Below are 24,141 nucleotides of genomic sequence, written 5' to 3' on the forward strand. Positions count from 1 at the left end.
TCCGTCACTAGGGCGGGCGCGTCCGAATCACGACACGTCGCATCTTCGTCAGCGGGGGAACGCCGCCACGAGGAGCCGCCGGAGCTCGCGCCGATCGTGGTCGCCGAGCCCGGAAAGGACCCGGTCTTCGGCCTCGGCCACCGCCGGGTCGAGGCGCGCGAGCACGGCCACGCCCTCGCGCGTCAGCGAGGCGGGCAGCGACCTGCCGGACGACACCGTGGCCGGTCGCGTCACCAGGCCGCGCTCCTGCAGCTCGCGCACGACCTTGTTCATCGCCTGCGGCGACACCTGGGCCTCGCGGGCCAGCTCGGCGTTGGACTTCGGCGACTGCGCCAGCATCCGCAGGCAGACGTACGCGGGCGCGGCCAGGTCCGCGGGTCCGAGCACGGTGGCGGCCACCTCGGCGCGCAGGGCGGCGGTGACCCGGTGCAGCAGGTAGCCGAGCGGCTCGTCGCGGAAGCTGTCCATGTCAACCATGTTGACATGTATCAACCTGGTTGACACTCTGGGGTGCATGACGAACCCCTCCTTGTTCGACTCCGCCTACCGCGGCCAGGCTCCCGAGATGGGGCCGGGCCTGCGGCCGCCGTGGAGCCTCGGCGAACCACAACCCGAGATCGCCGCGCTCATCGACGCCGGCCTCTTCCACGGCGAAGTCCTCGACGCCGGCTGCGGCGAGGGCGCGACCTCGCTCCACCTCGCCGAGCGGGGCTTCACGACGGTCGGTCTGGACCTGTCGCTGACCGCGATCGAGCTCGCGCGGGCGGAGGCGGCCCGGCGCCGCGTGCCGAACGCCCGCTTCGAGGTCGCCGACATCAGCACGTTCACCGGCTACGACAGCCGGTTCGGCACGATCGTCGACAGCACCCTGTTCCACTCGATGCCGGTCGAGCTGCGCCACGGCTACCAGGAATCGATCGTGCGCGCGGCGGCGCCCGGCGCGTCCTACTTCGTGCTGGTCTTCGACAGCGCGACCGTGCCATCGGACAAGGTCAACCCGGTCTCCGCGGCGGAACTGCGGGAGGTGGTGGGCGCGTACTGGACGATCGACGAGATCCGGCCGGCCCGCATCCACGCCGAAGTCCCCGACAACTTCCCGGACTTCGCGGGCTTCGCCGGTAGCGACGTGCGGGACGAGGGCAACGGCCGCAAGTCGGTCCCCGCCTGGCTGCTGTCGGCGCACCTGTCCTGACTTCACCACGCCGTGCTCGAACCGGTCCTCAGATCCAGCCGCGCCGGGTGGCTTCCCTCGCGATCTGGAACCGCGTCTGCGCCCCGACCCGGGTCATCAGCTTGGTGACGTGCCGCTGGACGGTCCGCTCGCTCCAGCCCAGCGCCCGCCCGGCGGCCTTGTCGGTCGCGCCGGAAGCCAGCAGCATCAGCAGTTTCGCCTCCTCCGCGGACAGCTCGCCCGGCTCGGCCGGGCCGAGCCGCACCGGCACGCTGCGCGTCCACACCGCCTCGAACAACGCGATCAGCGCGTCCAGCAGCGGTGACGGGTGGATGAGGTAGGACGCGGTGAGCGCGGGGTCGCCGGGGCGCATCAGCGGGATGATCGCGAGCCGGTCGTCGGCGATCGCCAGCTTCATCGGGACGTCGGCGTCGATCCTGGCCTGCTCGCCGTGGCGCATCCCGAGCTCGATGTCGTGGATGCGCCCGGGCAGCTCGACCGCGCTCTTGTCGTAGACCACCCGGCACTTCACCCCGCGTCCCAGCAGGCCCAGCTCGACCTCGTTCGAGTCCGAGGCCCCGCGGGGCGCGGCGTACGGCGGCCGGTCGAACCCGCGCATCTGCACCCGGATGTCCTGCTGCATCCGGCCCCAGCGCTCGTTGACCTCGTCCCGCCCGGTGATCACCTCGACCAGCTCGCCGGGGTGCGCGAACCGCGTGCTCGCGCGGTACATCTCCATCAGCGTGCCGATGTGGCGGCGCGTGTCGCGCAGCGCGGCCTCGCGTTCGCGCAGCACCGCCTCGATCGCCCGGTCCGGCGGGACGACGACGTAACGCGTCGGCCGCCCGGCCGCCTGCGTCGCCAGGCCCAGCCCGACGAGTGTCCGCACCACGCGCCGGGTCACCGGCAGCGAACGGTGGGCGTCCTCGGCGAGTTCGGCCGCCGTCGCCCGGGTGCGCCGGACCAGCGCGTCGTAGATCGCCTCCTCCGCGTCACCGAGCCCGATCGGCTCCAGCACCGCCCCACCTCCCCTGTCGGGTTTCCGCCACCTGGCGGGAATTCGCCGCCTCGGTGAGCTTGTCACGCGTTGATCACTCATGCACCGTTTGGACGTCGACGGCGCGCAACCTCACTCGGGGCGCGCCGTCTCGCATGTCCGCCGGAACCTGACGGAGCGAAGGAGTTCCCCCATGTCCCTGTCCGCCTCGCGGACCCGCGGCCGCCGGTTGGCCCTGGCGGTGCTCGTCGCCGCCGGGTCACTCGGCGCCCTGCCGGCGACGGCCGCCGCCGCACCGGACGCGCCTGCCGCCGCGCACCACAAGATCGCCAAGGAACTGCTCGACCGGATCGCCGGTGCCCGGTCCGGTCCGGGCACGCGGTTCGAGGCGGTCGTCGTGCTGAAGGACCGGGGCCTCGCACCGTCCTCGCCGGACGCGGCGCGCCGGACGCTCACCGACTCGGCGAAGGCCATGCAGGCCCCGGTCACCGACCTGGTCGGCGCCCGCCGCGACCAGGTGGTGAACACGTTCTGGCTCAAGAACATGGTGCTCGTCCGGGCCACCCCGGCCACCCTGGACGCGGTGGCCGCGCTGCCGCTGGTCGACCGCGTCATCCCCAACTTCACGCTGAAGACGCCCACCGAGCCGCAGCGCAAGCAGGCCAAGGCCCAGGCGGACGCGGCCGTCGCGTGGGGCGTGTCGAAGATCGGCGCCGACCGGGTCCAGGCCGGCGGCACCACCGGCGCCGGGGTGCGGGTGGCCATCCTCGACACCGGCATCGACACCGCCCACCCCGACCTCGCGGGCAAGCTGGTGAGCGCCGACCCGGCGAACCCGGAGCACCCCGGTGGCTGGCTGGAGTTCGCCGCCGACGGCTCACCGGTGCACTCCACGCCCCACGACAGCTCCTACCACGGCACGCACGTGGCGGGCACCATCGCGGGCGGCCACAGCTCGGGCACGCAGATCGGCGTCGCCCCGGGCGCGGACCTGATGGCCGGCCTCGTCATCCCGGGCGGCTCCGGCACGCTGGCGCAGGTGATCGCCGGCATGCAGTGGGCGATCGCGCCGTACGACGCCGACGGCAAGCCGGCGGGCAAGCCCGCGAACGTCGTGAGCATGTCGCTCGGTGAAGAGGGCTACAGCAGCGAAATGGTCGAGCCCGCCCGCAACATCCACCTCGCGGGCGCGTTCCCCGCCTTCGCCATCGGCAACGACTGCGTCCCCGGCGGTTCGGCGGCGCCCGGCAACGTCTTCGAGTCGACCGGCGTCGGCGCGACGGACGACGGCGACAACGTGCCGGACTTCTCGTGCGGTGGCGTCGTGCGGAAGAAGGACTGGGTGGACGCCCCGGCGAGCTGGCCGGACAGCTACGTCGTGCCCGACCTGTCCGCGCCGGGCGTGGACGTGCTGTCCTCGCTGCCCGGCGGCGAGTACGGGCTGCTGAGCGGCACGTCGATGGCGACCCCGCACGTCTCGGGCACGGTCGCGCTGATGCTGCAGGCGAACCCGAAGCTGACCCCGGACGAAACCCTCGAAATCCTCACCGGCACGTCGTTCTTCGACAACCGCTACGGCGCGCGGCCGAACACCCGCTTCGGCGCGGGCCGGATCGACGCGGCCGCCGCCGTCGCCGAAGCGCGGCTCGCGAGCGGCATCACCGGCACGGTCACCGCGTCCGGGAAGCCCTTGGCGAAGACCACGATCACGGTCGCGTCCACCGGCCGGTCCTACACCGCTGACGCCGAGGGGCACTTCAAGATCCGGGTGCCCGCCGGCACCTACGACCTCACGCTGTCCCGGTTCGGCTACCGCGACGAGCGGGTGCGGGCCGTGGTGACCACCGGGAAGCAGACGGCACTGCGCGTCACGCTGAAACCGACCCCGCGGGGCACCATCAGCGGCCGCGTCACCTACGGGCCGACCGGTTCGACGGTGCCCGGTGCGACGGTCCGGGTGCTCGACGTGCTCGACGAGCTCACCGCCGTCTCGGACGGCAACGGCCGCTACACCGTCCAGGACGTGCCCGAGGGCACCTACGGGGTGACCGCCTCGGCGGCGGGCATCTCGGCCACGGCCCCGCGGCAGGTCGTCGTGAGCGGGCACCGGCCCGCCGCGGCCGACTTCGCGCTCCCGCGGCCGCCCGCGACGCAGCGGGTCTCGATCACCCGGGACGGCGGGCAGATCCAGGCCCACACCTTCTGGCCGGCCATGAGCGGTGACGGCGGCGTGATCGCGTTCGCCAGCGCGTCCGGCGAGCTCGCGCCCGGCGACACCAACGACGACATGGACGTCTTCGCGCGGGACGGGCGCACCGGGACGATCGAGCGGATCTCGTCGGCCCCGGACGGCACCGGCGCCGACGCCTGGTCGATCAGCCCGACCATCAGCCCGGACGGGCGGTACGTCGGCTTCCTCAGCGGCGCGGCGAACCTGGTGCCGGGCGACACCAACGGGATCCCCGACTCGTTCGCCCGCGACCGCCGGACCGGCAGGACCGAGCTCATTTCGGTGTCCTCCAGCGGAAAGCAGGCCGACGGGCTGTCCGGGCAGCCGGTGTTCGGCACCGACGGGCGGTACGCGGTCTTCCTCAGCCAGGCCACGAACCTGGTGCCGGGCGACACGAACGGCAAGCAGGACATCTTCCTGCGTGACCGGGTGGCCGGGACCACCGAGCTCGTCTCGGCAGGCGCCGGCGGCGCCCCGGCCGACGGCGACTCGCTCGAGCCGAGCGTCAGCGGCGACGGCCGGTTCGTCGCCTTCGAAAGCGGCGCGGAGAACCTCGTGCCCGGTGCCGGCAACGGCCACCGCGACGTGTTCGTCCGCGACCGGCGGACCGGGACCACGGAGGCGATCCCGGCCCCGGGCGGGGCGGAGGCGACGCAGCCGTCGCTCAGCGCGGACGGCCGGAAGGTGGCCTACGTCATCAGCCCGGCCGACGGGCCATCGCAGGTCTACGTCTACGACCGGCAGACGCACGCGAACACCCTGGTGTCACAGGCGGCCACCGGGACCGGCGGGGCCGATTCCTACACGGCGAGCCCGAGGATCAGCGGCGACGGGACCGCGGTCGCGTTCTTCAGCTTCGCCGGCAACCTCGTGCCCGGCGACGGCGACGCCGCGTCCGACGTCTTCGTGCGCGACCTGCGCACGGCGAAGACGGACAAGGTGTCCGGCGCGCTCGGCGGTCAGGAAGGCGATGCCTACAGCGACTTCCCGTCCATCAGCACCGACGGCAAGTACGTGGCGTTCGAAAGCGAGGCGACGAACCTCGTCGAGGACGACACGAACGGGCGCTCGGACATCTTCGTCCGAGACCGGGCTCCCGGACCCTCGCCGCGCTTCGCCGTGGCCGACCTCCGCACCGGCGAAGGCCACGGGTGGTCGCCCGCCCGGGTCACCGCGTCGGTGAAGGACGTCGGCGAAAAGGCCGGCGAGTACCAGGCGGTGCTGTGGGTCGACGGCGTGGTCGCCGCCGAACGGCCGGTCCCGGTGTGGCCGGGCCAGACCGCCTGCGTCACGTTCGAGCTGCCGAACCTGGCCCGCGGCACGCACACCGTGCGGCTCGGCCCGCTGACCGGTTCGGTGACCGTGCGCCGCTGAGCGACCCGGCCGGGAGGGTGGTGCGCCCTCCCAGCCGGGATCGCACGAACGTGTGGGTCCCGTTCGACCCGGTGGGTGGGTTAGATTGAGCGCCCGACGAAAGGGGGATGTGTGGCCGTCTTCAGCCGGGCGTTCCACGGGCGTCGCGAGCAGGACGCCGCCCTGCCGCCGGGGCAGTACCTCACCGAGGACTTCCCCGTCCTCTCGGCCGGGCCGACCCCGCCGGTGTCCACGAGCGACTGGTCGTTCACGGTCACCGCCGAGAGCGGCGAACGGCATGCCTGGACCTGGGCCGAGCTGATGGCGCTGCCCGCCGAGGAGCCGACCGTCGACATCCACTGCGTCACCCGCTGGTCGAAGCTCGGCACGACGTGGCGCGGCGTGTCGCTCGACGTCCTTTTGGAGGACGTCGAAACCGCCGCGGACTACGTGCTGGCGCACAGCCACGGCGGCTACACCACGAACCTGCCGCTGGAGGACGTGCTCGACGGCAAGGCGTGGCTCGCCTTCGAATTCGAGGGCGAGCCCTTGGAGCCGGTGCACGGCGGGCCGGTCCGGCTGCTCGTGCCGCACCTGTACTTCTGGAAGTCCGCCAAGTGGATCAGCGGGCTGCAGCTGATGCTCGACGACCAGCCCGGGTTCTGGGAAGAGCTCGGCTACCACAACTACGGAGACCCGTGGCGGGAACAGCGCTACGACGGCGACTAGGCCACCGCCGGCTGACCGCCCGGCTCGTCGGAATCCGCGACGAGACGGCCACCGCGCGCACCCTGCGGTTCGCCGTGCCGGGGTGGCCGGGCCACCTCGCCGGGCAGCACGCCGACCTCCGGCTCACGGCCGAGGACGGCTACACCGCGCAGCGCAGCTACTCGCTGTCCGCCCCCGCCGACGGCGAATTCGTCGAACTGACCGTGCAGCTGGTCCCGGGCGGCGAAGTCTCGCCGTACCTCGTGCGCGACATCGAGGTCGGGGACGTCGTCGAGCTGCTCGGCCCGCTCGGCGGCTGGTTCGTCTGGCGGCCGGAGCAGCCCGGCCCGGTGCTGCTGATCGGCGGCGGCTCGGGCGTCGCCCCGCTGATGGCGATGCTGCGCGCCCGCTCGGCGACGAGCCCGCCGTTCCGGCTGCTCTACTCGGTCCGGACCCCTTCGGACGTCTACTTCGCCGGCGAGCTGGACGGTCCGGAGGCGACCGTGCTGTACACGCGGGAGGCGCCGGACGGCGTCGAGCGTGCGCCGCACCGGATCGACGCGGCGGACCTGGCGGCGTACGGGCTGCCCGCCGGGGACGAACCGACCTGTTACGTGTGCGGGCCGACGTCGTTCGTCGAGACGGTCACGGGCCTGCTGATCGACGCCGGCCACGACCCGGCCCGCGTGCGCGCCGAACGCTTCGGAGGGTGAGATGACCGACGACCACCTCGACGGCAACGTCCTGGCCGGGCCGCTGAGCAGCGTGTTCACCGCCGAGGTGACGGCGGCGGTCGCGGTGTGCGCGGGCTGCGGCCGATCCGGCCCGCTCGCCGCGGCCCACGTGTACGGCGCGCCGATGGGGTACGTCGCCCGGTGCCCCGGCTGCGACCAGGTCCTGCTCCGGTACGCCGAGGCCCCGGCGGGCACCACGCTCGACATGCGCGGGATCGCCACGTTGCGGCTGATCACAGTGGACTGACGGGGCCCGGTGCCCCGGGCTCTTCAGGCCCGTTCGCCGGCCGGCAGCTCGGCGGCCCAGCGGTGCGCGGTCGCGCAGAGCTCGGCTTCGGTGCCGCGGACGTGCTCGACGACCTCGCCGTCGGCCCACAGCATGAGGGCCACCGTGCCGGGCCGGATCGGGGTCAGCCCGATGAGCCGGCGGTAGCCGTCGCGCTCGACGACCCGTTCGGCGGTCAGCCACTGCCCGGTCGTGCCGGTGCGGGTGACCGTCCACGCCGGATCGGCGGCGAGCTCGGCCACGGACCGGGGCACGAAGTCCTGTTCGGGGTGCACGCTGCCCAGCCTGGCACACCAACCCGCTTCCGGTGATCCCTGAATGAATATCGGATGAACAAAAGGGCTGACTCGCGTCCGACGCGCCGCCGCCGACCAGGCTCTTCGGCGGGCACCGGCCGGGCGCCCGGCACCCGCGTGCGGCCAGTGGTACCACCGTGCCGAAATGATCCACTACGGTGTGCTGGAGCCTGGGGGCCTCGACCACAGGGAGCCGCCATGCCGACCCTCACCACCGTGGCCGACTGGACGATCACCGCGTCCGGCGACACCGCGGCGTTCACCCACGCCACGGACGGCGACTGGGCGCCCCGGGTGTGGAGCGGCCGCGGGCTCGCCGTCGCCGAGGCCGACCTCGCCGCGCTGGACAAGGCGCTGGGCGAGGTGCTGAAGCTGCCGGTGTACTGGCTGGCCCGCACCCGCCGCGGCGACCGCGCGGCCGGTGAGGCCGCGGTCTGGTCGGAGCCGCGGTACGACCCGGACGACGAGTTCGTCTACTTCGCCGGTCCCTGCCGGACGGAGGAGCCCGCCGCCGGGTACCGGACGGCGTCGACGTTCGCCATCGACCTGGTCCACCTGCGCGGCCTGCGGATCAGGGTCGCCGCCTACCGCGCGGGCCCCGGCCGCCGCTGAGGCTTCTCTTGTTCACCTCGGGTTCACCTCCCGGTCGTCTCCTGGGGCATGTAGTTCCCACGACACCGACCGGAAGGTGAGCGATGAGCACGTTGGACACCATGGCCTCGGAGCAGCTCGACACCCACCTCGCCCAGCTCGAGGACCGCTTGGGCCGGGACTACACGAACGTCACCCGCAGCCGCCTGCACGCACTGGTCGACCGGGAACGAGCCCGGTTCGCCGGCGCCCGGATCCACGCCTTCGTGCCGATCCTGGTCGAACGGGCGGTCCGGAGCGCGCTGACGACTGTTTGACGCGGGCCACCTCGGTCAGCGATCGAGCTGGACGAAGCCGAGCAGCGCCGCCGCGGTCCGTCGATCGCCGGGCGAATGCCGACTTCGGCGGTGTAGGGGCCGATCGTGCGGGAGCGGAGCGACGGCGGCGCCGGTCCGTGCCGGCCTCGGCTCGCCGCCCCCGGAGCTGATCAAGCCCTTCGCCGCACTGGTCGACCGGGAACGGGCCCGGCTCGCCGGCGCCCGGATCCACGCCTTCGTGCCGATCCTGGTCGAACGGGCGGTCCGGAGCGCGCTGACGACCTGAGAATCGCGAAAGGCGCCGGGGACCGCGCCGGTGACTCGCTAGGCTCGGGGGAATGGACGCCCGGTCGATCATGCCCCTGGCCGATCTGGCCACCCCGATGGCCGTGCGGGTGGCCGCGACCCTCCGCCTGGCCGACCACGCCGGCCCGGACGGCGCCACGGCGGCGGAGCTCGCCACCCTGACCGGGACGTCCGCCGCGGCGCTGGCCCGGCTGCTGGACCACCTCGTCACCGCCGGGGTCTTCGCACGGGACGCGGATCGCTACCGCCCGACCGCACTCGGCGCCCAGCTGCGGGAGGACGCCCCCGAAGGGATCCGGCCGCTGCTCGACATCACCTATGCCGGGGGCCGCGCCGAGCTGGCCTTCGTCGAGCTGCTCTCCGTGGTCACCGACGGCGCTCCCGGCTACCCGCGCCGGTACGGTCGCGAGTTCTGGGCCGACCTCGACGCCGACCCGAAGCTGCGGACCTCGTTCGACGCCCAGATGAACTGGCGGTTCCGGGAGCAGGCCCCGCTGATCGCCCGCAACTTCGACTGGGGCCGCTTCCGCGACATCGTCGACGTGGGCGGCGGTGACGGGCCGCTGCTGCGCGAAATCCTGCGAGCGCACCCCGGCGTCCGCGGCCGGATCCTCGACCTGCCGCCGACGGCCGCGGCCGCCGCCGCGCGGTTGGCGGCCGACGGGTTCGGCGACCGGGCGAGCGCGGTGCCCGGCAGCTTCTTCGACCCGCTGCCCACCGGCGCCGACGCCTACCTGCTCTCCGACATCCTGCACGACTGGGACGACGAGCACGCCCGCGAAATCCTGGCCGGCTGCCGCCGGGCCGCGGCGGCGGACGCGTCCGTCGTCCTGATCGAGCCGGTGCGGGGACACGGGGCCGACACCGCGATCGACCTGTTCATGCTGATGTGCTTCGGCAGCCGGGAACGCACCGTCGAGGAATTGACCGAGCTGGCCGCCGCGTGCGAGCTCGCCCTGCGCGGCGCGGTCCCGGTGACGAACGGCCGCTACGCACTGGAGTTCACGGTCGCGTCCTGACGGGCCCGCGTGACGCCGAGCGACAGCCACACCAGTGACCCCCCGGCCACGACGTGCACGAGGCTGGTGAGCGGGGTGTCCGGCAGCCGGGCCGCGACGGCCAGCACGGGCAGCGCGACGAGGTAGGCCACCGCCGGGACGCGGGGGTGGCTCCCGGCACGCAGCATGGCCACCCCGAACAGCACCGCGCCCGCGGCGAAGACCAGCGCGCTGCCCTGCAGCGCCACCGCGGCCGGGCCGCGCAGCAGCTCCTTCGTCACCGCGTCGTCGAGGAAGAACAACGCCAGGTTCAGGGTGAAGGCCGCGCCGCCGAACAGGCCGAGGCCGACGGCGTTCACCGTGTAGGCCACCGCACCGAACGCGCCGGCCGCGGTGGCCTGCCGGAGGTGGAGCACGGTCAGCAGCGGGACGGCGAACGCCGGTGACAGCCCGAGCACGAAGCTCGTCGGCGCGGTCTCACCGGTGAACGCCTCGATCAGGCCGGGAACGGCGATGGCGAGGCCGGCGAGCACCCCGCACCCGGCACCCAGTGGGGTCAGCATGGGAATCTCCTTGGCAGGCAACAGTTTCCGCGAACGCTACGAACCGCGGCGGCCCGCCGGAAGTGCCGGCCGGGCCGGGTCCGCGTGGCCGGACGGCACGTGCCGTCCGGCCACACTTGCCTCCGGACGGCGGCGAACGGCCGTAGGCTCGGGTGATGGTGACGCGGATCGTGCCGTGGGTTTCCGGTGCCGTGTACGGGATCGTGCTGCTCGCCGGGGTGTACTCCGCGGTCGCCGGCCTCGGCCCGGCGAACGGGGTCCGGCTCGCCGGCTTCGTCGCCGGGATCGGGGCGTTGTTCGCGCTGGACGCCGTCGAGCGGCGGGTGGCCCGGTGGCCCGCCGCGTTCCTCGCCGCGCGGCTGGTGTTGTTCTTCGCCGTGGCCGCGCTCGACGGGTCCGGGTTGGCGCGGGCGCTGTTCGTGCTGGTGCCGTTCGCCGCGTACCTGACGTTCGGGCGTCCGGCCGGGCTGGTGCTCGGCGGGCTCTGCCTGGCGGTGCTCGTCGGCGGGTTCGCCGTGTGGGTGCCCGGCTGGTACCGGGACACCGAGTCCGTGTCCGACGTGCTCATGTTCGCCACCGGCCTGGTGCTGGCCCTGGCGATGGCCGACGTCGCCGTCCGGGAGCGGCGGGCGGCGTCGCGGGTCGCGGAGCTGTCCGCCGCGGCCGAACGCAACCGGCTGGCCCGCGACATCCACGACAGCCTCGGCCACCACCTGACCGCGGTCTCCATCCAGCTGGAGAAGGCGGCCGCGTTCGCCGGCCGGGACTCCGGCGTCGCCGGCCAGGCGCTGGCCGACGCCCGCCGGTCGGTGGGGTACGCGCTGGAGGACGTCCGGACGTCGGTGGGCACGCTGCGCGGCGGCGGCCGTTCCCTGGCCGCCGTGCTGGGTGAGCTGGGCGTGCCGCTCGACGTGCACGGCGAGGAACCCGACCTCGGCCCGGCGACGGTCACCACGCTCCACCGGGCCGCGCAGGAGGCGGTCACGAACGCCCGCCGGCACGGCCGGGCCGACCACGTGCGGGTGTCGGTCACGTTCGGCGCCGCCACCCGCCTGGTCGTCACCGACAACGGCCGCGGCTTCGACCCCGGCGCGGCCCGGTCCGGGTACGGCCTGCTGGGCCTGCGGGAACGCGCCGCGCTCGTCGGTGGCACGGTGTCGGTCGACAGCGAGCCGGGCGCGGGCACCCGGGTCACGGTGACCGTGCCGTGAGCGTGCGGGTGCTGGTGGTCGACGACCAGCGGCTGGTCCGCGAGGGCATCGCGTCCCTGCTGGGCATCCAGCCGGGGATCGCGGTGGTCGGCACGGCGGCCACCGGCCGCGAGGCGATCGAGCGGACCCTGGCGCTCGGCCCGGACGTGGTGCTGATGGACGTGCGGATGCCGGAGATGGACGGCGTCGACGCGGTGGCGGTGCTGCGCCGCCGCGCGCCGGACTGCCGCGTGGTGATGCTGACGACGTTCGACGACGAGGAGTACGTGGTGCAGGCCCTCCGGGCTGGGGCGGCCGGCTACCTGCTGAAGGACCTGCCGGCCGCGGAGCTGGCGGAATCGGTCCGCCTGGCCCACGCGGGCGTCACCCAGCTCGACGACACGGCGGCCCGCCACGTGGCCGCGGCGCTGTCGGCGCACCCGGCGTCCGCGGAGGTGTTGACGAGCCGGGAGACGGAGGTGCTGCGCATGGTCGCGACCGGGGCGACGAACCGTGAGATCGCGACGAGGTTGTACCTGAGCGAGGGAACCGTGAAGAACCACATTTCCCGGATCCTGGCGAGACTCGGTCTCCGCGACCGCACCCAGGCGGCGATCTACGCCCGGGACCGCGGCCTGATCTGAACACCGCCTCAGTCTCTGGTCTGAGAAACGCGGCCGGAAATCACCGTTTTTTGCCTGAGGACAATGCGTAGCAGCACCCGTAACGTCATTCCCGGCCACGGCGAAACGGGAGGCACCATGAACGACGATCGGAAATCCACGGTATCGGTGACGCGCCGGCGCAGGTTCGGCGGGCGCCCGAAGATCGACGTCGTCGGGCTCACCATCGATCTCGCGGTGGCCACGGCCTTCCTGCTCGTGCTCGCCAAGGCGACCGGCGACCCGCGGGACGAACCGGCCTGACCCCCCGCCCGGCCGGCGCCAGCGCCGGCCGGGCGCGAACGTCAGGTCAGGGCCAGCGCGACCTCGTCCGAGGCGAGGATGCCGCGGCGCAGGTTCTGCACCCGCTCGGACGGCTGCAACCCCAGCTCGCTGGTCAGCGCGTGCCGCAGGCGCTCGAAGACTTCCAGGGCCTCCACCCGGCGGTCCACGCGGTGCAGCGAGAACATCAGGTACTCGTGGAAGCGTTCGTGGTACGGGTGCTGGTGCACGAGCATCGACAGCTCGCTGACCAGTTCCCGGTGCCGGCCGAGGCGCAGCTCGCTCTCGATGCGGAGCTCCCTGGCCGCCACCCGGCGCTGCTCCAGCCGGGTGATCTCCGATTTCAGCGGCAGCCCCAGATCGATGTCCGGCAGCACCGGGCCGGTCCACAGCTTTTCCGCGCGCCGCAACAGGTCCACCGCTGGGACGTCGTCCCCGGCGGCGGCCGCGCGTTCGCCCGCGGCCGACAGGTTCAGGTACTCGTGGAGGTCGAAAACGCTGTCCTCGAGCTGGAACCGGTAGCCCTCGCTGCGCGTCACCAGCACTTCGTTCCGCACGTGCGCGGGCGGCAGGCGCAGGCCGTCGGCGAGCCGGCGGCGCAGGTTGAGGATGTAGGTCTGCAGCGCGGTCCGCGCCCGCCGGGGCGGTTCGGACGGCCACAGCTCGTCGATCAGCTGGTGCACCGGCACGACGCGGGCGTAGTTGAACAGCAGGAGCGCGAGCACTTCGCGCTCCTTGGGCGCGCTGGGCGCGGCCTCGGTGCGATGTCGCCCGCGGATGGACAAGTTGCCCAGGATCGTGATGGTGGTGCGGTCCCCCATGCTTTCTCCTTCGCAGGAAAATGTTTTTCAGAACGAATGCGGAAGCGACTTTCGGGCGCACTGCGGAAACGCCGGAACCCTTGCTCCGGTCCGCCCGCCCGTCACCGACCCCCGAGTTCGTATTGTACACCGTCCGGTACCCACCATTCGCGATTAATCGAAAATGACCAACCAGTCGAAATCCGCGAAAAATGCGCCACCGGCCGGGCCGTCCGGCGGATCTCGTGGCGGCGACCCGGTTTCGACGCGGATTCGACCGATCGGTGCCGAGGGTGACGGAGGTGGGCTTACCGGCGGGCGGGGGTTCCGCCCGCCGGCGTCACTCGGCCGCGGACGGCGTCACGCCCACCGGCTCCGGGGCCAGGCGCACGAACGCCGCGGCCCCGGCGGCGAGCAGGTCCGCGGCGGTCACCACGAGCCGGCTCATCGCGACGACGGCCACGACCGCCGGCACCGGCGGCCCGGCGAGCGCGGCGGTCAACGCCAGTCCCAGCACGGCTTCCCGGGCGCCGAGCCCGGCCGGCAGCACGACCACCAGCACGCCGGCGACCGACGCCAGCGCGAACCCGCCGGCGAGCACCGCCGCGCCCGGCAGGCCGCCCGTCGGCAGCCCGTGCGTGAGCACCACCAGGTGCAGCCCGGCGAGCAGCCACCCGGCCGCCATCAGGCCCAGCGCGCCGAAGACCGCGCGCGGCCCGGGCAGCGGCACGTCCTTGCCCGTGCGCCGCCGCACGATCGCGGCCACCAGCCGGGTCAGCGGCGGGGTGCCGATCACCAGCAGGCCGGCCACCAGCAGCGGCACGACCACCCACCACGCGGGCTGGACCGCGGCCAGCGCGGGCACCGCCACCGCACCGACCGCCAGGCCGGCAACCGTGGAGACGAGCACGCTGGCCAGGAACGCACTCGCCAGCAGGCCGGGCGGCTCGCGCAGCCGGCGCGCGAGATCGGCGTGCGCGACGGCCGGCCACAGGCCGCCGGGCAGGTAGCGGCCCAGCCCGGCGACGAAGTACACCTTCGCCGCGACCGGTGTCGCCAGCCGGCAGCCGGACGCCGTGAGCAGCGCCCGCCAGCCCAGCATGCCGAGCCACCCGCCCGCCGCCGCGATCGCGACCGCGGCGGCGAACCGGCCCCAGCCCAGCGACGTCACCACGGGGACGACGTCGCCGCGGTGGGTGACCAGCTGGTACCCCAGTAACCCCAGCACCGCGGCGTAGCAGCCGGCCCGCACCACGGCGAACAGCCCGCGCCGGGTCACCGCCCACCGGCCAGCGAGATCCGGGTCCGCTGCAGGTCGTGGTCGGACAGCCCGGCCGGGTCGTCGAACCCGTAGTCGTGCACCCGCACACCCGGCGTGGTCAGCGTCCAGTCCAGCCGCCACAGCGGGGCGGACGCCGGCCAGGACCCCGGGTAGAGCGACGAGCTCGCCCGGCCCGCGTCCACGAGCGTGCCGCGCAGGCCGTCGAGGTCGCCCATGGCCGGGCTGGTGTTGAAGTCACCCGCGACGAGCAGCGGGTTCGGGTTCGCGGCGACGTCCTCGGCGAGCCCGGCCAGCTGGGCCTTGCGCAGGCCGTCCCGCGCGTGGACGTAGCTGTAGAAGCCGTGGCTCAGCGGGTTCCGGGTGACGTCGACCTGCACCGGCAGGTGGACGTTGTAGACGCTCAGGGCCGCTCGGCCCACCTGCAGGTCGGTCCGCAGCACCTTCGCGCTCTCGAACACCTCGTCGTACGGGACCCCGTCGGGCAGGCCGCGGTCCGGGCCCACCCGTGGCTGCGCGAGCACCGGGTAGCGCGACAACGTCAGCAGCTCGCCGCGGGCCACGATGTGGTAGCCCGGGAACTCCGCGCGCAGCCGGGTCAGGTCGCCGGCGTCCCGGGCGCCGTCGGAGCCGACCTGGTCGACGTACTCCTGCAGCAGGTAGATGTCGGCCGGGTGGGCGTGCAGGTAGGCGTAGAACCGGTCCGGGTCGTCGGTCTGGTCCCAGTACTCGGTGTTCCAGGCGACGACGGCGGGTGCACCCGCCGGGGCCGCGTCCCCGCCACCGCCCAGCGCCGCCACGTTGATCCCGCTGCGCCCGGCGCCCGTCACCAGCGCGGCCGCGGCCAGCACCAGCACCAGCCGGAACGCCGTCTTCGGCACCCGCCGCCGCAGCAGGCGCGGCACCGCGAGGGCGAGCGCGACCAGCACCGGGCCGGCCAGGAAGGCCAGCGGCGGGAGGAGACCGGGCAGCAGCCACACCCACAGGTCGCCGGTGAACAGGACGTAGGCCACGGTGAACAGCAGCCAGGCCGCGGCGAGCCCGACGAGCACCCGGGTGCCGGCGCACCACCGGACCTGCCGCGGCAGCAACCGCTCCGGTTCCTCGAGCGTCTCCGCCGTCATGCCGGGACCTCGTCGTAGAGCCGCCGGAACCGCGGGGACAGCACCCACTGCGCCGCGCCGGTCAGCACCCCGGCCGCGATGGCGACGTTGGAGACCAGGTTGGTGCCGACGAAGAAGAGCCCGAACCCGAGGCCGCGGCGGCGCGCGGCGAACCGGTACATCGCGCCGTCGGCGGCGACCGAGCCGAGCAGCAGGCCGGCCGGCACCACCGTCCACAGTGGTCCGGCGAGCACGGGCAGCGGCAGGGTCAGCACCGCGCCCAGCGCGGCCAGGCTGCCGGCCGCGCGGGCCGGCGATTCCGGCCCCTTGCCGAGCTTCTGACCGCCGGCGAACAGCGGCACCCGCAGCAGCGACCGGGTGAACACCTTGCTCAGCAACACCTTCAGCTTGTCGTCGTGGTCGTGCCGGCCGCGCACCGCGGAGGTGAGCCGGAGTTCGTAGTCCCGGCCCAGCCGGGCGCCGTAGTCGGCGTCCTCGGTGTGCCGCAGCTTCGCGTTGAACGGCCCGACCGCGGCGAACACCTCGGCGCGCATGGCCATCATCGCCGGGTAGATCCCGGAGATCGGGCCCTCGCACGCGACCTGGACGTAGTGCAGCTGCAGGCTGCGGTAGCGCTCGACGGGCCCGTCGTCGATCAGCGGGTCGGCGTCGTAGATGCCGCACACCGCGCCCACGCGCTCGTCGGCGCGCAGCAGGGTGACCGCGTTGGCGACCGCGTCCGGCGCGAGGCCGACGTCGGAGTCGAGGAAGAAGAACACCTCGCCGGTCGCGGCTTCCGCGCCGACGTTCCGGGCGCCGGCGCAGCCCATGTTGACCGGCGTTCGGACGACCTCGGCGCCGAGGGACCGCGCCACCGCGACCGAGTCGTCGGTGCTGCCGTCGTCGACGACGATCACCTCCAGGCGCGGGTAGGTCTGGCCGGCCAGCGCTTCCAGGCACAGGCGCAGGGAACGGGCGTAGTTGTAGTTGGGGATGATCACCGATACCAGTGGGGTCCGCTCGATCATGGGTTCTCCGTCGATCCGTCCGTGGGGTCAGAACAGGGCCTTCACCAGGCCCAGCGCGCCCTGGTTCCACGGGTCGCGCGAGGTGCGGCCGGCGCCGGCGGCCGGCTTGCGGGACGGCCCGCGCTGCGTGCACCACCAGCGGTAGGTGTCCAGGATGGCCTGCCGGTTGGACAGCCGCGGGACGAAGCCGAGCCGCTCGCGGGCCTTGTCGATGCTGACGTAGGAATCGGCCATCAGCTTGTGCAGCAGGCGCCCGTAGACCGGCGACAGCTTGTACCGCTGCAGCGTCCGGAGCACCGTGAGCGCCGGCCTGGCCGGCAGCGACACGACCCGCTTGCCGTGGCCGGCCGCGTCGAGCACGCACTGGAAGTCCTCGCGGATGGTGCCGAAGTCGGCGGCGCCGAGGTTGTAGGTGTCGTCGGCGATCGCCCGCTCGGCGCCGAGGGTGGTGACGACGGCGTCCACGAGGTCGCCGACGCCGAACATCTGGATCCGCACGTCGCCGCGGCCGAGCACCGGGAAGTTGTGGCCTTCGGCCGCCCACTCGAACAGCATCGCGAACAGGCCCATCCGGCCCGGACCCAGGAACGTCTTGGGCCGCAGCACCGCCACGCACAGCCCGTCGCTGCGGAAGGCTTCGCAGACCTCTTCGGCCGCCGTCTTGGCGCGGCTGTAGGGATCGACCGGGCGGCGCGGGTAGGACTCGGGGGTCGGGACGACGTCCGGCAGGCCGTAGACGGCGGTCGAGGAGATGTGCACGACCCGCGGCACCGCCCGGTCGCGGCTCGCCCGCAGCACGTTGCGGGTGCCGTCGACGATGACCGAGCGGATCTCGTCGTCGGCGTAGCTGGGCAGCGCGGCTGCGCAGTGCACCACGGCGTCGACGCCGTCGGCGGCCCGGTCGAGCAGCGCGGGATCGCGGATGTCGCCGCGGACCTCGGTGACCCCGGCCACGGGTTCCCGCGGCGGGTTCAGGTCGACGCCGACGACCTCGGCGCCGTCGGCCCGCAACCGGCGGACGAGGTTGCCGCCCAGCATCCCGCTGCTGCCGGTCACCAGCACCCGGCTCACCACTGCGCCCTCACGCGGTCCTTGACGAACTTCGCCAGCAGCCGCGGCAGGCCCTTGGCGAGGGTCTTGCCGAGCGCGTCGAGGAACTGTTCGATCTCCTCGCGGCCGACCACCAGCGACGGCGCGACCACCAGTGGCGTGTCGCCGTTGGGGCTGAAGTAGGTCAGGATCCCGTGCTCGCGGTAGAGCTCGCTGATCACCGCGCTGGTCACGAGCTTGGTCCGGAACTTCGGGTCCTTGGCGAACCCCGACGGCGCGAGCCGGGCGGCCATGTTCAGGATGGCCGGTCCGCTGTCGAGGAAGACGCCGAACAGGGAGCCGGTACCGGACACCCGCGTGATCGTGTCGGGGAACTCCTTCTGCAGCCGTTCCAGGCCGGCGCCGAGCACGGCTTCGATCTCCCTGGCCCGGCGCGGGAAGTCCTCCTCCACCGCGACGTTGACGGCCTCGATCGCGGTCGCGGTCTCCTCGCCGAAGCCGTAGTAGGTGGTGGTGTGCAGGATGACGTCGCCGAGCCGGTCGTAGGCCTGGCGGAACAGCGGCTCGCGCACGGTGTAGCCGGAGATCGACGCCTTGCCGCCGCCGAAGGACTTCGAGTAGGTGAGCACGTCGGGCACCAGGCCCTCGTGGCGCATGAAGTAGAACAGGCTGCCGGTCTTGCCCCAGCCCGTGTAGATCTCGTCGAAGATCAGCACGATGTCTTCGGCGGTGCAGAGTTCCCGCAGTTCGCGCAGGGCGTCCTCGCTCCAGTGACGCATGGTGGAAGCGCTGAACGGCTCGACGAGGATCGCGTAGACGTCGGACGTCCCGTCGGCCTTGCGGTGCGCGGCCATCAGCTCGCGCACGGCTCCGACGTCGCCGTACGGGTAGGGAACGTTGGGGATGCCGGGGAACTCGAAGCTGTTCTCCCGCGATCCGGTCAGGCTGCCGGTGGCCAAGAGCTTGCCGTGGAAGCTGATGTCCGAGCGCAGGATCGTGTTCCGGTTGCCCTCGTGGTACTTGTAGGCGAGTTTGACCGCGCCTTCGTTGGCCTCGGCACCGGAATTGGGGAAGTAGGAGATGTTCAGGTCACCGGGCAGCACTTGGGCGACATTGTGGCTGAGCGCGGCGACGTACGGCGAAAAGAACGCCTTGTGCACCTCCATCCGGTGCAGATCGTGGAACCGTTTTCTCGCGGCGAGGATGCGCGGGTGGTTGTGGCCGTGGTTGAGGACACCGACCGCGCCGGTGAAGTCCAGGATGCGCTCGCCGTCGCGGGTGGTGATCCACACCCCGTCCGCGCTTTCCACCAGCCGTTTGCCGAAACCGAACGTCGACATGAGCGAGACCTGGGCCCTGCTCACGTGGTCCCGGTAAAGCGACTGCAATTGCTTGACGGTGAGGGATTCGCATTCTTCGACGGAGATCAGGCTGGCCATCTTGCTCCTCGGGACGATTTTGCGGCCGACTCCGATGAAAACTACGGCAGAGCACTCGCGCGACGCGTCCGCCGCCGGTCTGAGATGTCCCCTGTCCTGTTCTCCGCCAAACGAATGAGATGGCCGGACACGAACGTGCCCGGCCATCGAAAACGCTTTCTCACACCGACGGCAGCGGCACGTCCCCACGGTCGGCGAACCGGGGCGCGGGCACGTGCACGATGCCCGACCGGTAGGCCAGCGCGACGGCCTGCGTGCGGTCCCGCACCCGCAGCTTCTGCAGCAGGTGGTAGATGTGCGACTTGATCGTGCTGGTCTGCACGACCATTTCGGCGGCGATCTCGGCCGTCGTCAGCCCCTGCGAGATGTACTGCAGGACATCCTGCTCCCGCTGGGTGAGCTGGTCGAACACGGCCGGCCGCGGCGGGTTCCGCACGAGGGTGTCCAGCAGCTTCCCGGCCACCGCGGGCGGCAGGCTGGCGTGGCCGGCGGCCACCGCGCGCACAGCGCCGGCCAGTTCGGGCGCGCCGTCCGATCGGCACACGAACCCCCGCACGCGCGGGGAGAGCAGGCGCGCGACGCGGTCGCCGTCGTCCTGCTCGCCGATGAGCAGCACGGGCACCGCGAGTTCGGCCAGCGCGGCTTCGTCCCCACTACCGAGCAGATCGACGGCAACGACGACCGCCGACGGCGACACGGCGCGCACGACCCCTCTCAGCGACACGAGCGACTCGACCTCCGCCGACACGCGCAGCGCCGGGTCCTGCTCCAGCTTCCGTCTCGTTTCGGCCCGGTTCAGCGGCCACTGCTCGGCCAGCAGGACCTCGGTTTCCGGTCCCGCCGTGCGGTGTTCGCGCTCGAATGCCACTTCGCTCCCCAGTCGCAAAAGTATCGTGCCCACGGCACGGCCGTTCTTCGTCGGTCATGGTGGGTGGGTCCTGCTTCCGACCGCAGGCGAGCGTGTCGCGCGGTACTCAAGGAAGGTTCAAGGACCACTTCACCAACCGCCGGTCAGCGCGGAGACGCACCGACCGGGCAACCGGGTGAACCACCCCGGAAGGCGTGCTACACCCGGTGACCACCGACGTGCCCCAGCCGCGCCGCGGCCGCTCCCCTGCGCGCGATGCCGATCAACCCCACCGTGACCACCGCCAGCTCGGCGAGCACGATGCCCGCGAACGCGTACCCGGCGCCCGGTCCCGCGGCGAAGTCCCCGCGCCGCAGGACGACGGCGATCGCGATCAGGGTCAGCATGACCGTCTGCACCTCCAGCTGGAGGTGCACCCGCGCGGCCCGGGCGTCCACCGCGATCAGGACGTTGGCCAGCCCGAGCGCGTACACCGCGGCCAACGTGCGGGCTGTCAACGGCGTCACCGCCCACGGCCACAGACCGCCCACCCCGCCCGGCAGCACGAACAACCCCGCCGCCACCACCAGTTCGGCCAGCCCGGTCACGCCCAGCACGATCCGGACGGGCGACGGCAGCCGTGGTTCCGCGGCGATCACCGCCTGGCGAGCCGCCCGGCTGTTCACGACCGCGATCACGACCACGAAGACCGGCGCGGCGAAGTACAGCCCGGCCCAGGCGAAGAACGCAACGTGACCGTGGCTGAACCGGTCCCAGTGCAGCACCGTCGTGACGCCGAGCAGGGACGCGAACAACGCCACCGGCGGGAAGCCGAGCGCGACCTCCGACCAGCGCTTCGCCGTCGCCACGCGGACGAAGAAGAACGCTCCGCCGAGGTAGACCGCCGCCAGCAGCATTGCCGTCAACGGCGGCTTGATCCCCCAGGCGAACAGCTGCGCCGTCCGGGTCGGCACCAGGTAGCAGATGACGAAGGCCGCCACCAGGAACGGCACGATCACCACCGCGAGCACCCGCGTCGCAGGGCGGACGCGGTCGGCGGATGAGTCGGCAAAGGACGTTCGGGAAGTGTTCATCGGGCGTGCCAATCGCGAAAGGCGCCGAGGACGCTGTCGCGGACTTCGGGTGACAGCGTCTCGGCGGGGAGCGAGCCCAGTTCCGTGATCGTCGTGCGGAACTGGTCGAGGTAGGTTTCGCAGCCTTCGCACAGCGCCAGGTGTTCGACGAAACGGGCCTCGGTCTCCGGGCCGAGCGCTCCCTCGAGGAAAGCGGTGACGAGCTCGACGAACTCTTCGCACGTCATGCCGGTTTCCCCTCGGCGCCCAGGTATTCCGCGAGCCGTTCCCGCACCACGGCCCGCGCGCGGTGCAAGAGTACCCGCTGGTTGGCCGCGGTGATTTCGAGCAGCTCGCACACCTCGTCGGCGCTGTGGTCGGCGACGTCGCGGAGGCTGATGACAGCGCGCTGGCGGGCGGGCAGCTCGTCGAGCGCTCCGGCGATCACCCGCCGGACTTCGAGGGCGAGCGCGGTGCCTTCCGGTGAAGGCCACGCGGCGGGGAACTCCCGCCAGCCGCCCGGGTAACGGTCGCCGGGCCCGCGGAAGCGGGCCGGGTCGACGGTGGGCCCGCGGTCCTCGCCGTCGGGGGCGAGGCTGGCCCACGGGATGCTGCGGTGCTCGGCGGCACCGCGCTTTTTCGCGGTGTTGACCAGGATCCGGTACACCCAGGTCTTGAACGCCGAGCGCCCTCGAACGCGTCGAGGCTCTTGACCACGGCCAGCCAGGTGTCCTGGACGACCTCCTCGGCCGAGGCGTGGGTGGAGACGAACGAGCGGGCCAGGCGCAGCATCGACGCCGACCACGCGTCGAGGACGGCGGCGAAGGTGCCGTCGTCCCCGCCGCGCAGCGCGGCGACGAGTTCGGTGTCCGGCGGGAGCTGGCTCACCGGACGAATATAAGCGCCGGAACGGGCGAAACAGGTGACGGTCATCTTACGGCCGCCCGGTCCCGCGGCCGCAGCAGCGACAGTGCCGCGGCCGGGAACACCAGCACCGACAGCAAGCCGGCGCAGACGAGCGCGGCCGCGGTCACCGGCGTCATCAGTCCGGTGAGGACACCGATCTGGGTGGCCGTCACCAGGAACGGCAGCGACGTCGCCTGCAGCAGGCCGGCCGCGATCGCCTGCCGCAGCCCGGATTCGCGGGCGAGGAGCAGCGCCGGGACCCCGCGGGCCAGCAACAGCGCGGCCAGGAACAGCGGAACCCTGGCGAGCGCGGCCGCGTCGGCGAGCAGCCCGGACAGGTCGAGGCGCAGGCCGCTGGTGACGAAGAAGACCGGCACCAGGAAGCCGTACCCGATGGCGTCCAGCTTGACCCGGAACCGCGGGTGCGACGCCGAGTCGCGGTCGAGCAGGCCGACGACCGCGCCCGCCAGGAACGCCCCGAGAATGCTTTCGAGGCCGAAAGTTTCCGCCAGTGCCACGAACGCGACGAGCAGCGCGACGGCCGCGCGGACGCGGATCTCGGCCGTGGTGTCCTGCAGGCGCACCAGGGTCGCCCCGAGCCGGCGCGACCGGCCTGCCAGCGCGATCACGGCGGCGGTCACGACGACCAGCCCGCCGAACGCGGCGAGCAGCACCAGCCGCGCGCCCGTGCTGCCACCGGAGGCCGAAAACAGCAGCGAGACCAGCAGGACGGCGGCGAAGTCGGCTACCGAGGAGGCGGCGATGACCGCCTGCCCGAGCCCGCTTTCGGCCTGCCCGGCGTCCTTGAGCACCGGCACGACCAGGCCGAGCGACGTCGCCGAGAGCGCCACGGCGACCAGCAGGGGGCTGCGCACCCACCCGGCGGCGGCGAACCCGGCACCGGCGGCGAGCCCGAGCGCCAGCGTCAGGACGTAGCCCAGCAGTGCCACCCGCAGCGCCCGCCCGCGCAGCCGGTGCACGTCGATCTCCAAGCCGGCCAGGAAGAGCAGGAAGGCGAGCCCGAGCAGGGCGGCGATCTGCACCGGCAGGTCCGGCTCGACCCAGCCGAGCCCGGACGGCCCGAGCGCGATCCCGGCCCCGATCTCCAGCACCACGGCCGGCACCCGCAGTTTCGGCACGAGCCCGAGCAGCAGCGGCGCGGCGAGCGCGATGGCCGCGACCGCGAACAGGTTGACGAAGCCGACGCCGGGCACGGCTCAGCGGTATTCGGGGTTGGCGAAGTCGAACCGGCAGCCGGCGTCCCATTCGCTGCGCTGGTTGCCGTGCGCGGGGATGCCGCCGGCGTCTTTGAGCATCCGGGCGAGGTGCAGCAGGTTCCACGTCATGAAGGTGGTGTTGCGGTTGGTGAAGTCGTTCTCCGGGCCGCCCGAGCCCGGGTCCAGGTAGGACGGTCCGGGCCCGGCTTCGCCGATCCAGCCCGCGTCCGCCTGCGGCGGGATGGTGTAGCCGAGGTGCTGCAGGCTGTAGAGGACGTTCATCGCGCAGTGCTTGACGCCGTCTTCGTTGCCGGTGATGAGGCAGCCGCCGACGCGGCCGTAGTAGGCGTACTGGCCGGCGTCGTTGAGCAGGTGCGAGCACGCGTACAGCCGCTCGATGACCTGCTTCATCACCGAACTGTTGTCCCCCAGCCAGATCGGCCCGACGAGCACGAGGATGTCGGCCGCCAGCACCTTCTCGTAGATGGCCGGCCAGGCGTCGGCGGGCCGGCCGTGCTCGGTCATGTCCGGCCAGACCCCGGTGGCGATGTCGTGGTCGATCGCCCGCAGCACCTCGACCCGGACGCCGTTCTTCTCCATGATCCCGCGGCTGACGTCGATCAGGCCGTCGGTGTTGCTGGGCTCCGGCGAGCGCTTGAGGGTGCCGTTGAGGAACAGGGCGCGCAGGTCGTCGTAGGTCGGCATGGTCGTCCTT

The 24,141-nt window shown here is 72.8% G+C and carries 29 protein-coding genes; 13 read left to right on the forward strand and 16 right to left on the reverse strand.

Annotated elements, in window-relative coordinates:
• Positions 1-48: 48 nt before the first annotated feature.
• Positions 49-468: a MarR family winged helix-turn-helix transcriptional regulator gene (locus HUT10_RS13205; protein WP_176171476.1), complete on the reverse strand. Its 420-nt coding sequence runs from the start codon at positions 466-468 to the stop codon at positions 49-51.
• A gap of 46 nt (positions 469-514) precedes the next feature.
• Here HUT10_RS13205 and HUT10_RS13210 point away from each other — a divergent pair, with 46 nt between their 5' ends.
• Positions 515-1,192 (forward strand): class I SAM-dependent methyltransferase, encoded by a 678-nt coding sequence (locus HUT10_RS13210; RefSeq protein WP_217709597.1) that lies wholly within the window; start codon positions 515-517, stop codon positions 1,190-1,192.
• A 28-nt stretch (positions 1,193-1,220) separates the two neighbouring features.
• Here HUT10_RS13210 and HUT10_RS13215 read toward each other — a convergent pair whose 3' ends face one another.
• Positions 1,221-2,189, reverse strand: a complete 969-nt coding sequence (locus tag HUT10_RS13215) for a LuxR family transcriptional regulator (RefSeq protein ID WP_176171478.1) — start codon at positions 2,187-2,189, stop codon at positions 1,221-1,223.
• Between the two features lie 172 nt (positions 2,190-2,361).
• Between HUT10_RS13215 and HUT10_RS13220 the strand changes: the two genes are divergently transcribed.
• From HUT10_RS13220 to HUT10_RS13230, 4 genes are all read left to right on the forward strand, one after another.
• Positions 2,362-5,772, forward strand: a complete 3,411-nt coding sequence (locus tag HUT10_RS13220) for a S8 family serine peptidase (protein ID WP_176171479.1) — start codon at positions 2,362-2,364, stop codon at positions 5,770-5,772.
• Positions 5,773-5,883: 111 nt separating this feature from the next.
• On the forward strand, positions 5,884-6,480 hold the full coding sequence (locus tag HUT10_RS49970) for a sulfite oxidase-like oxidoreductase (RefSeq protein WP_217709598.1): 597 nt from the start codon (positions 5,884-5,886) through the stop codon (positions 6,478-6,480).
• Positions 6,450-7,172 (forward strand): ferredoxin reductase, encoded by a 723-nt coding sequence (locus HUT10_RS49975; RefSeq protein WP_217709599.1) that lies wholly within the window; start codon positions 6,450-6,452, stop codon positions 7,170-7,172. The genes HUT10_RS49970 and HUT10_RS49975 overlap by 31 nt, the downstream gene beginning before the upstream one ends.
• A gap of 1 nt (position 7,173) precedes the next feature.
• Entirely contained in the window at positions 7,174-7,440 is a 267-nt protein-coding gene (locus HUT10_RS13230; RefSeq protein ID WP_176171480.1) for a DUF6510 family protein, read from the forward strand.
• A 23-nt stretch (positions 7,441-7,463) separates the two neighbouring features.
• Here the strand turns inward: HUT10_RS13230 and HUT10_RS13235 are convergent, their stop codons facing one another.
• The gene (locus HUT10_RS13235; RefSeq protein WP_176171481.1) at positions 7,464-7,754 is read right to left on the reverse strand and encodes a hypothetical protein; all 291 of its coding nucleotides are present in this window, start codon (positions 7,752-7,754) and stop codon (positions 7,464-7,466) included.
• 219 nt (positions 7,755-7,973) lie between these two features.
• Here HUT10_RS13235 and HUT10_RS13240 point away from each other — a divergent pair, with 219 nt between their 5' ends.
• The 4 genes from HUT10_RS13240 (at position 7,974) to HUT10_RS13250 (ending at position 10,008) form a co-directional block, all read left to right on the forward strand.
• Positions 7,974-8,387 carry a hypothetical protein gene (locus HUT10_RS13240; RefSeq protein ID WP_176171482.1) on the forward strand — a complete coding sequence of 138 codons (414 nt, stop codon included), beginning with the start codon at positions 7,974-7,976 and terminating at the stop codon, positions 8,385-8,387.
• 83 nt (positions 8,388-8,470) lie between these two features.
• Positions 8,471-8,683 (forward strand): three-helix bundle dimerization domain-containing protein, encoded by a 213-nt coding sequence (locus HUT10_RS13245; protein ID WP_176171483.1) that lies wholly within the window; start codon positions 8,471-8,473, stop codon positions 8,681-8,683.
• A 187-nt stretch (positions 8,684-8,870) separates the two neighbouring features.
• A complete protein-coding gene (locus HUT10_RS52200) occupies positions 8,871-8,969 on the forward strand; it encodes a three-helix bundle dimerization domain-containing protein (protein WP_368660829.1) in 99 nt (32 codons plus the stop codon).
• Positions 8,970-9,021: 52 nt separating this feature from the next.
• On the forward strand, positions 9,022-10,008 hold the full coding sequence (locus HUT10_RS13250; protein ID WP_176171484.1) for a methyltransferase: 987 nt from the start codon (positions 9,022-9,024) through the stop codon (positions 10,006-10,008).
• Here HUT10_RS13250 and HUT10_RS13255 read toward each other — a convergent pair.
• A complete protein-coding gene (locus HUT10_RS13255; protein WP_176171485.1) occupies positions 9,978-10,550 on the reverse strand; it encodes a hypothetical protein in 573 nt (190 codons plus the stop codon). The two genes, HUT10_RS13250 and HUT10_RS13255, sit on opposite strands and share 31 nt — an antisense overlap.
• 155 nt (positions 10,551-10,705) lie before the next feature.
• Between HUT10_RS13255 and HUT10_RS13260 the strand changes: the two genes are divergently transcribed.
• The 3 genes from HUT10_RS13260 (at position 10,706) to HUT10_RS13270 (ending at position 12,666) form a co-directional block, all read left to right on the forward strand.
• On the forward strand, positions 10,706-11,761 hold the full coding sequence (locus HUT10_RS13260) for a sensor histidine kinase (protein WP_176171486.1): 1,056 nt from the start codon (positions 10,706-10,708) through the stop codon (positions 11,759-11,761).
• Entirely contained in the window at positions 11,758-12,384 is a 627-nt protein-coding gene (locus HUT10_RS13265; protein WP_176171487.1) for a response regulator transcription factor, read from the forward strand. Before HUT10_RS13260 ends, HUT10_RS13265 begins: the two co-directional genes overlap by 4 nt.
• Before the next feature lie 117 nt (positions 12,385-12,501).
• The gene (locus HUT10_RS13270; protein WP_176171488.1) at positions 12,502-12,666 is read left to right on the forward strand and encodes a hypothetical protein; all 165 of its coding nucleotides are present in this window, start codon (positions 12,502-12,504) and stop codon (positions 12,664-12,666) included.
• Between the two features lie 41 nt (positions 12,667-12,707).
• Here HUT10_RS13270 and HUT10_RS13275 read toward each other — a convergent pair whose 3' ends face one another.
• The 10 genes from HUT10_RS13275 to HUT10_RS50910 form a co-directional block, all read right to left on the reverse strand.
• Entirely contained in the window at positions 12,708-13,505 is a 798-nt protein-coding gene (locus HUT10_RS13275) for an AfsR/SARP family transcriptional regulator (RefSeq protein WP_176171489.1), read from the reverse strand.
• Positions 13,506-13,824: 319 nt separating this feature from the next.
• Complete coding sequence (locus HUT10_RS13280) at positions 13,825-14,763, reverse strand: lysylphosphatidylglycerol synthase domain-containing protein (RefSeq protein ID WP_176171490.1); 939 nt, start codon at positions 14,761-14,763, stop codon at positions 13,825-13,827.
• Complete coding sequence (locus HUT10_RS13285) at positions 14,760-15,887, reverse strand: endonuclease/exonuclease/phosphatase family protein (protein WP_176171491.1); 1,128 nt, start codon at positions 15,885-15,887, stop codon at positions 14,760-14,762. The genes HUT10_RS13280 and HUT10_RS13285 overlap by 4 nt, the downstream gene beginning before the upstream one ends.
• Positions 15,884-16,894 carry a glycosyltransferase family 2 protein gene (locus HUT10_RS13290; protein WP_217709600.1) on the reverse strand — a complete coding sequence of 337 codons (1,011 nt, stop codon included), beginning with the start codon at positions 16,892-16,894 and terminating at the stop codon, positions 15,884-15,886. Before HUT10_RS13290 ends, HUT10_RS13285 begins: the two co-directional genes overlap by 4 nt.
• Positions 16,895-16,921: 27 nt before the next feature.
• Entirely contained in the window at positions 16,922-17,965 is a 1,044-nt protein-coding gene (locus HUT10_RS13295; protein WP_217709601.1) for an NAD(P)-dependent oxidoreductase, read from the reverse strand.
• On the reverse strand, positions 17,962-19,383 hold the full coding sequence (locus HUT10_RS13300) for an aspartate aminotransferase family protein (RefSeq protein ID WP_176171493.1): 1,422 nt from the start codon (positions 19,381-19,383) through the stop codon (positions 17,962-17,964). Before HUT10_RS13300 ends, HUT10_RS13295 begins: the two co-directional genes overlap by 4 nt.
• Positions 19,384-19,543: 160 nt before the next feature.
• Positions 19,544-20,251, reverse strand: a complete 708-nt coding sequence (locus HUT10_RS13305; RefSeq protein ID WP_176171494.1) for a response regulator transcription factor — start codon at positions 20,249-20,251, stop codon at positions 19,544-19,546.
• A gap of 197 nt (positions 20,252-20,448) precedes the next feature.
• Complete coding sequence (locus tag HUT10_RS13310; protein WP_176171495.1) at positions 20,449-21,324, reverse strand: hypothetical protein; 876 nt, start codon at positions 21,322-21,324, stop codon at positions 20,449-20,451.
• On the reverse strand, positions 21,321-21,551 hold the full coding sequence (locus tag HUT10_RS13315) for an anti-sigma factor (RefSeq protein ID WP_176171496.1): 231 nt from the start codon (positions 21,549-21,551) through the stop codon (positions 21,321-21,323). Before HUT10_RS13315 ends, HUT10_RS13310 begins: the two co-directional genes overlap by 4 nt.
• Complete coding sequence (locus HUT10_RS50910) at positions 21,548-21,970, reverse strand: RNA polymerase sigma factor (RefSeq protein ID WP_254896855.1); 423 nt, start codon at positions 21,968-21,970, stop codon at positions 21,548-21,550. Before HUT10_RS50910 ends, HUT10_RS13315 begins: the two co-directional genes overlap by 4 nt.
• A gap of 42 nt (positions 21,971-22,012) precedes the next feature.
• On the opposite strand from HUT10_RS50910, the gene HUT10_RS50915 reads away from it, so the two are divergent.
• Complete coding sequence (locus HUT10_RS50915) at positions 22,013-22,204, forward strand: hypothetical protein (protein ID WP_254896856.1); 192 nt, start codon at positions 22,013-22,015, stop codon at positions 22,202-22,204.
• 28 nt (positions 22,205-22,232) lie between these two features.
• Here the strand turns inward: HUT10_RS50915 and HUT10_RS13325 are convergent, their stop codons facing one another.
• Complete coding sequence (locus tag HUT10_RS13325) at positions 22,233-23,423, reverse strand: cation:proton antiporter (protein WP_176171497.1); 1,191 nt, start codon at positions 23,421-23,423, stop codon at positions 22,233-22,235.
• Positions 23,424-23,426: 3 nt separating this feature from the next.
• Positions 23,427-24,131 (reverse strand): flavodoxin family protein, encoded by a 705-nt coding sequence (locus HUT10_RS13330; protein WP_176171498.1) that lies wholly within the window; start codon positions 24,129-24,131, stop codon positions 23,427-23,429.
• Between the last annotated feature and the right edge of the window lie 10 nt (positions 24,132-24,141).

The sequence above is a fragment of the Amycolatopsis sp. Hca4 genome, assembly GCF_013364075.1.
In the GTDB taxonomy this organism is placed as follows: domain Bacteria; phylum Actinomycetota; class Actinomycetes; order Mycobacteriales; family Pseudonocardiaceae; genus Amycolatopsis.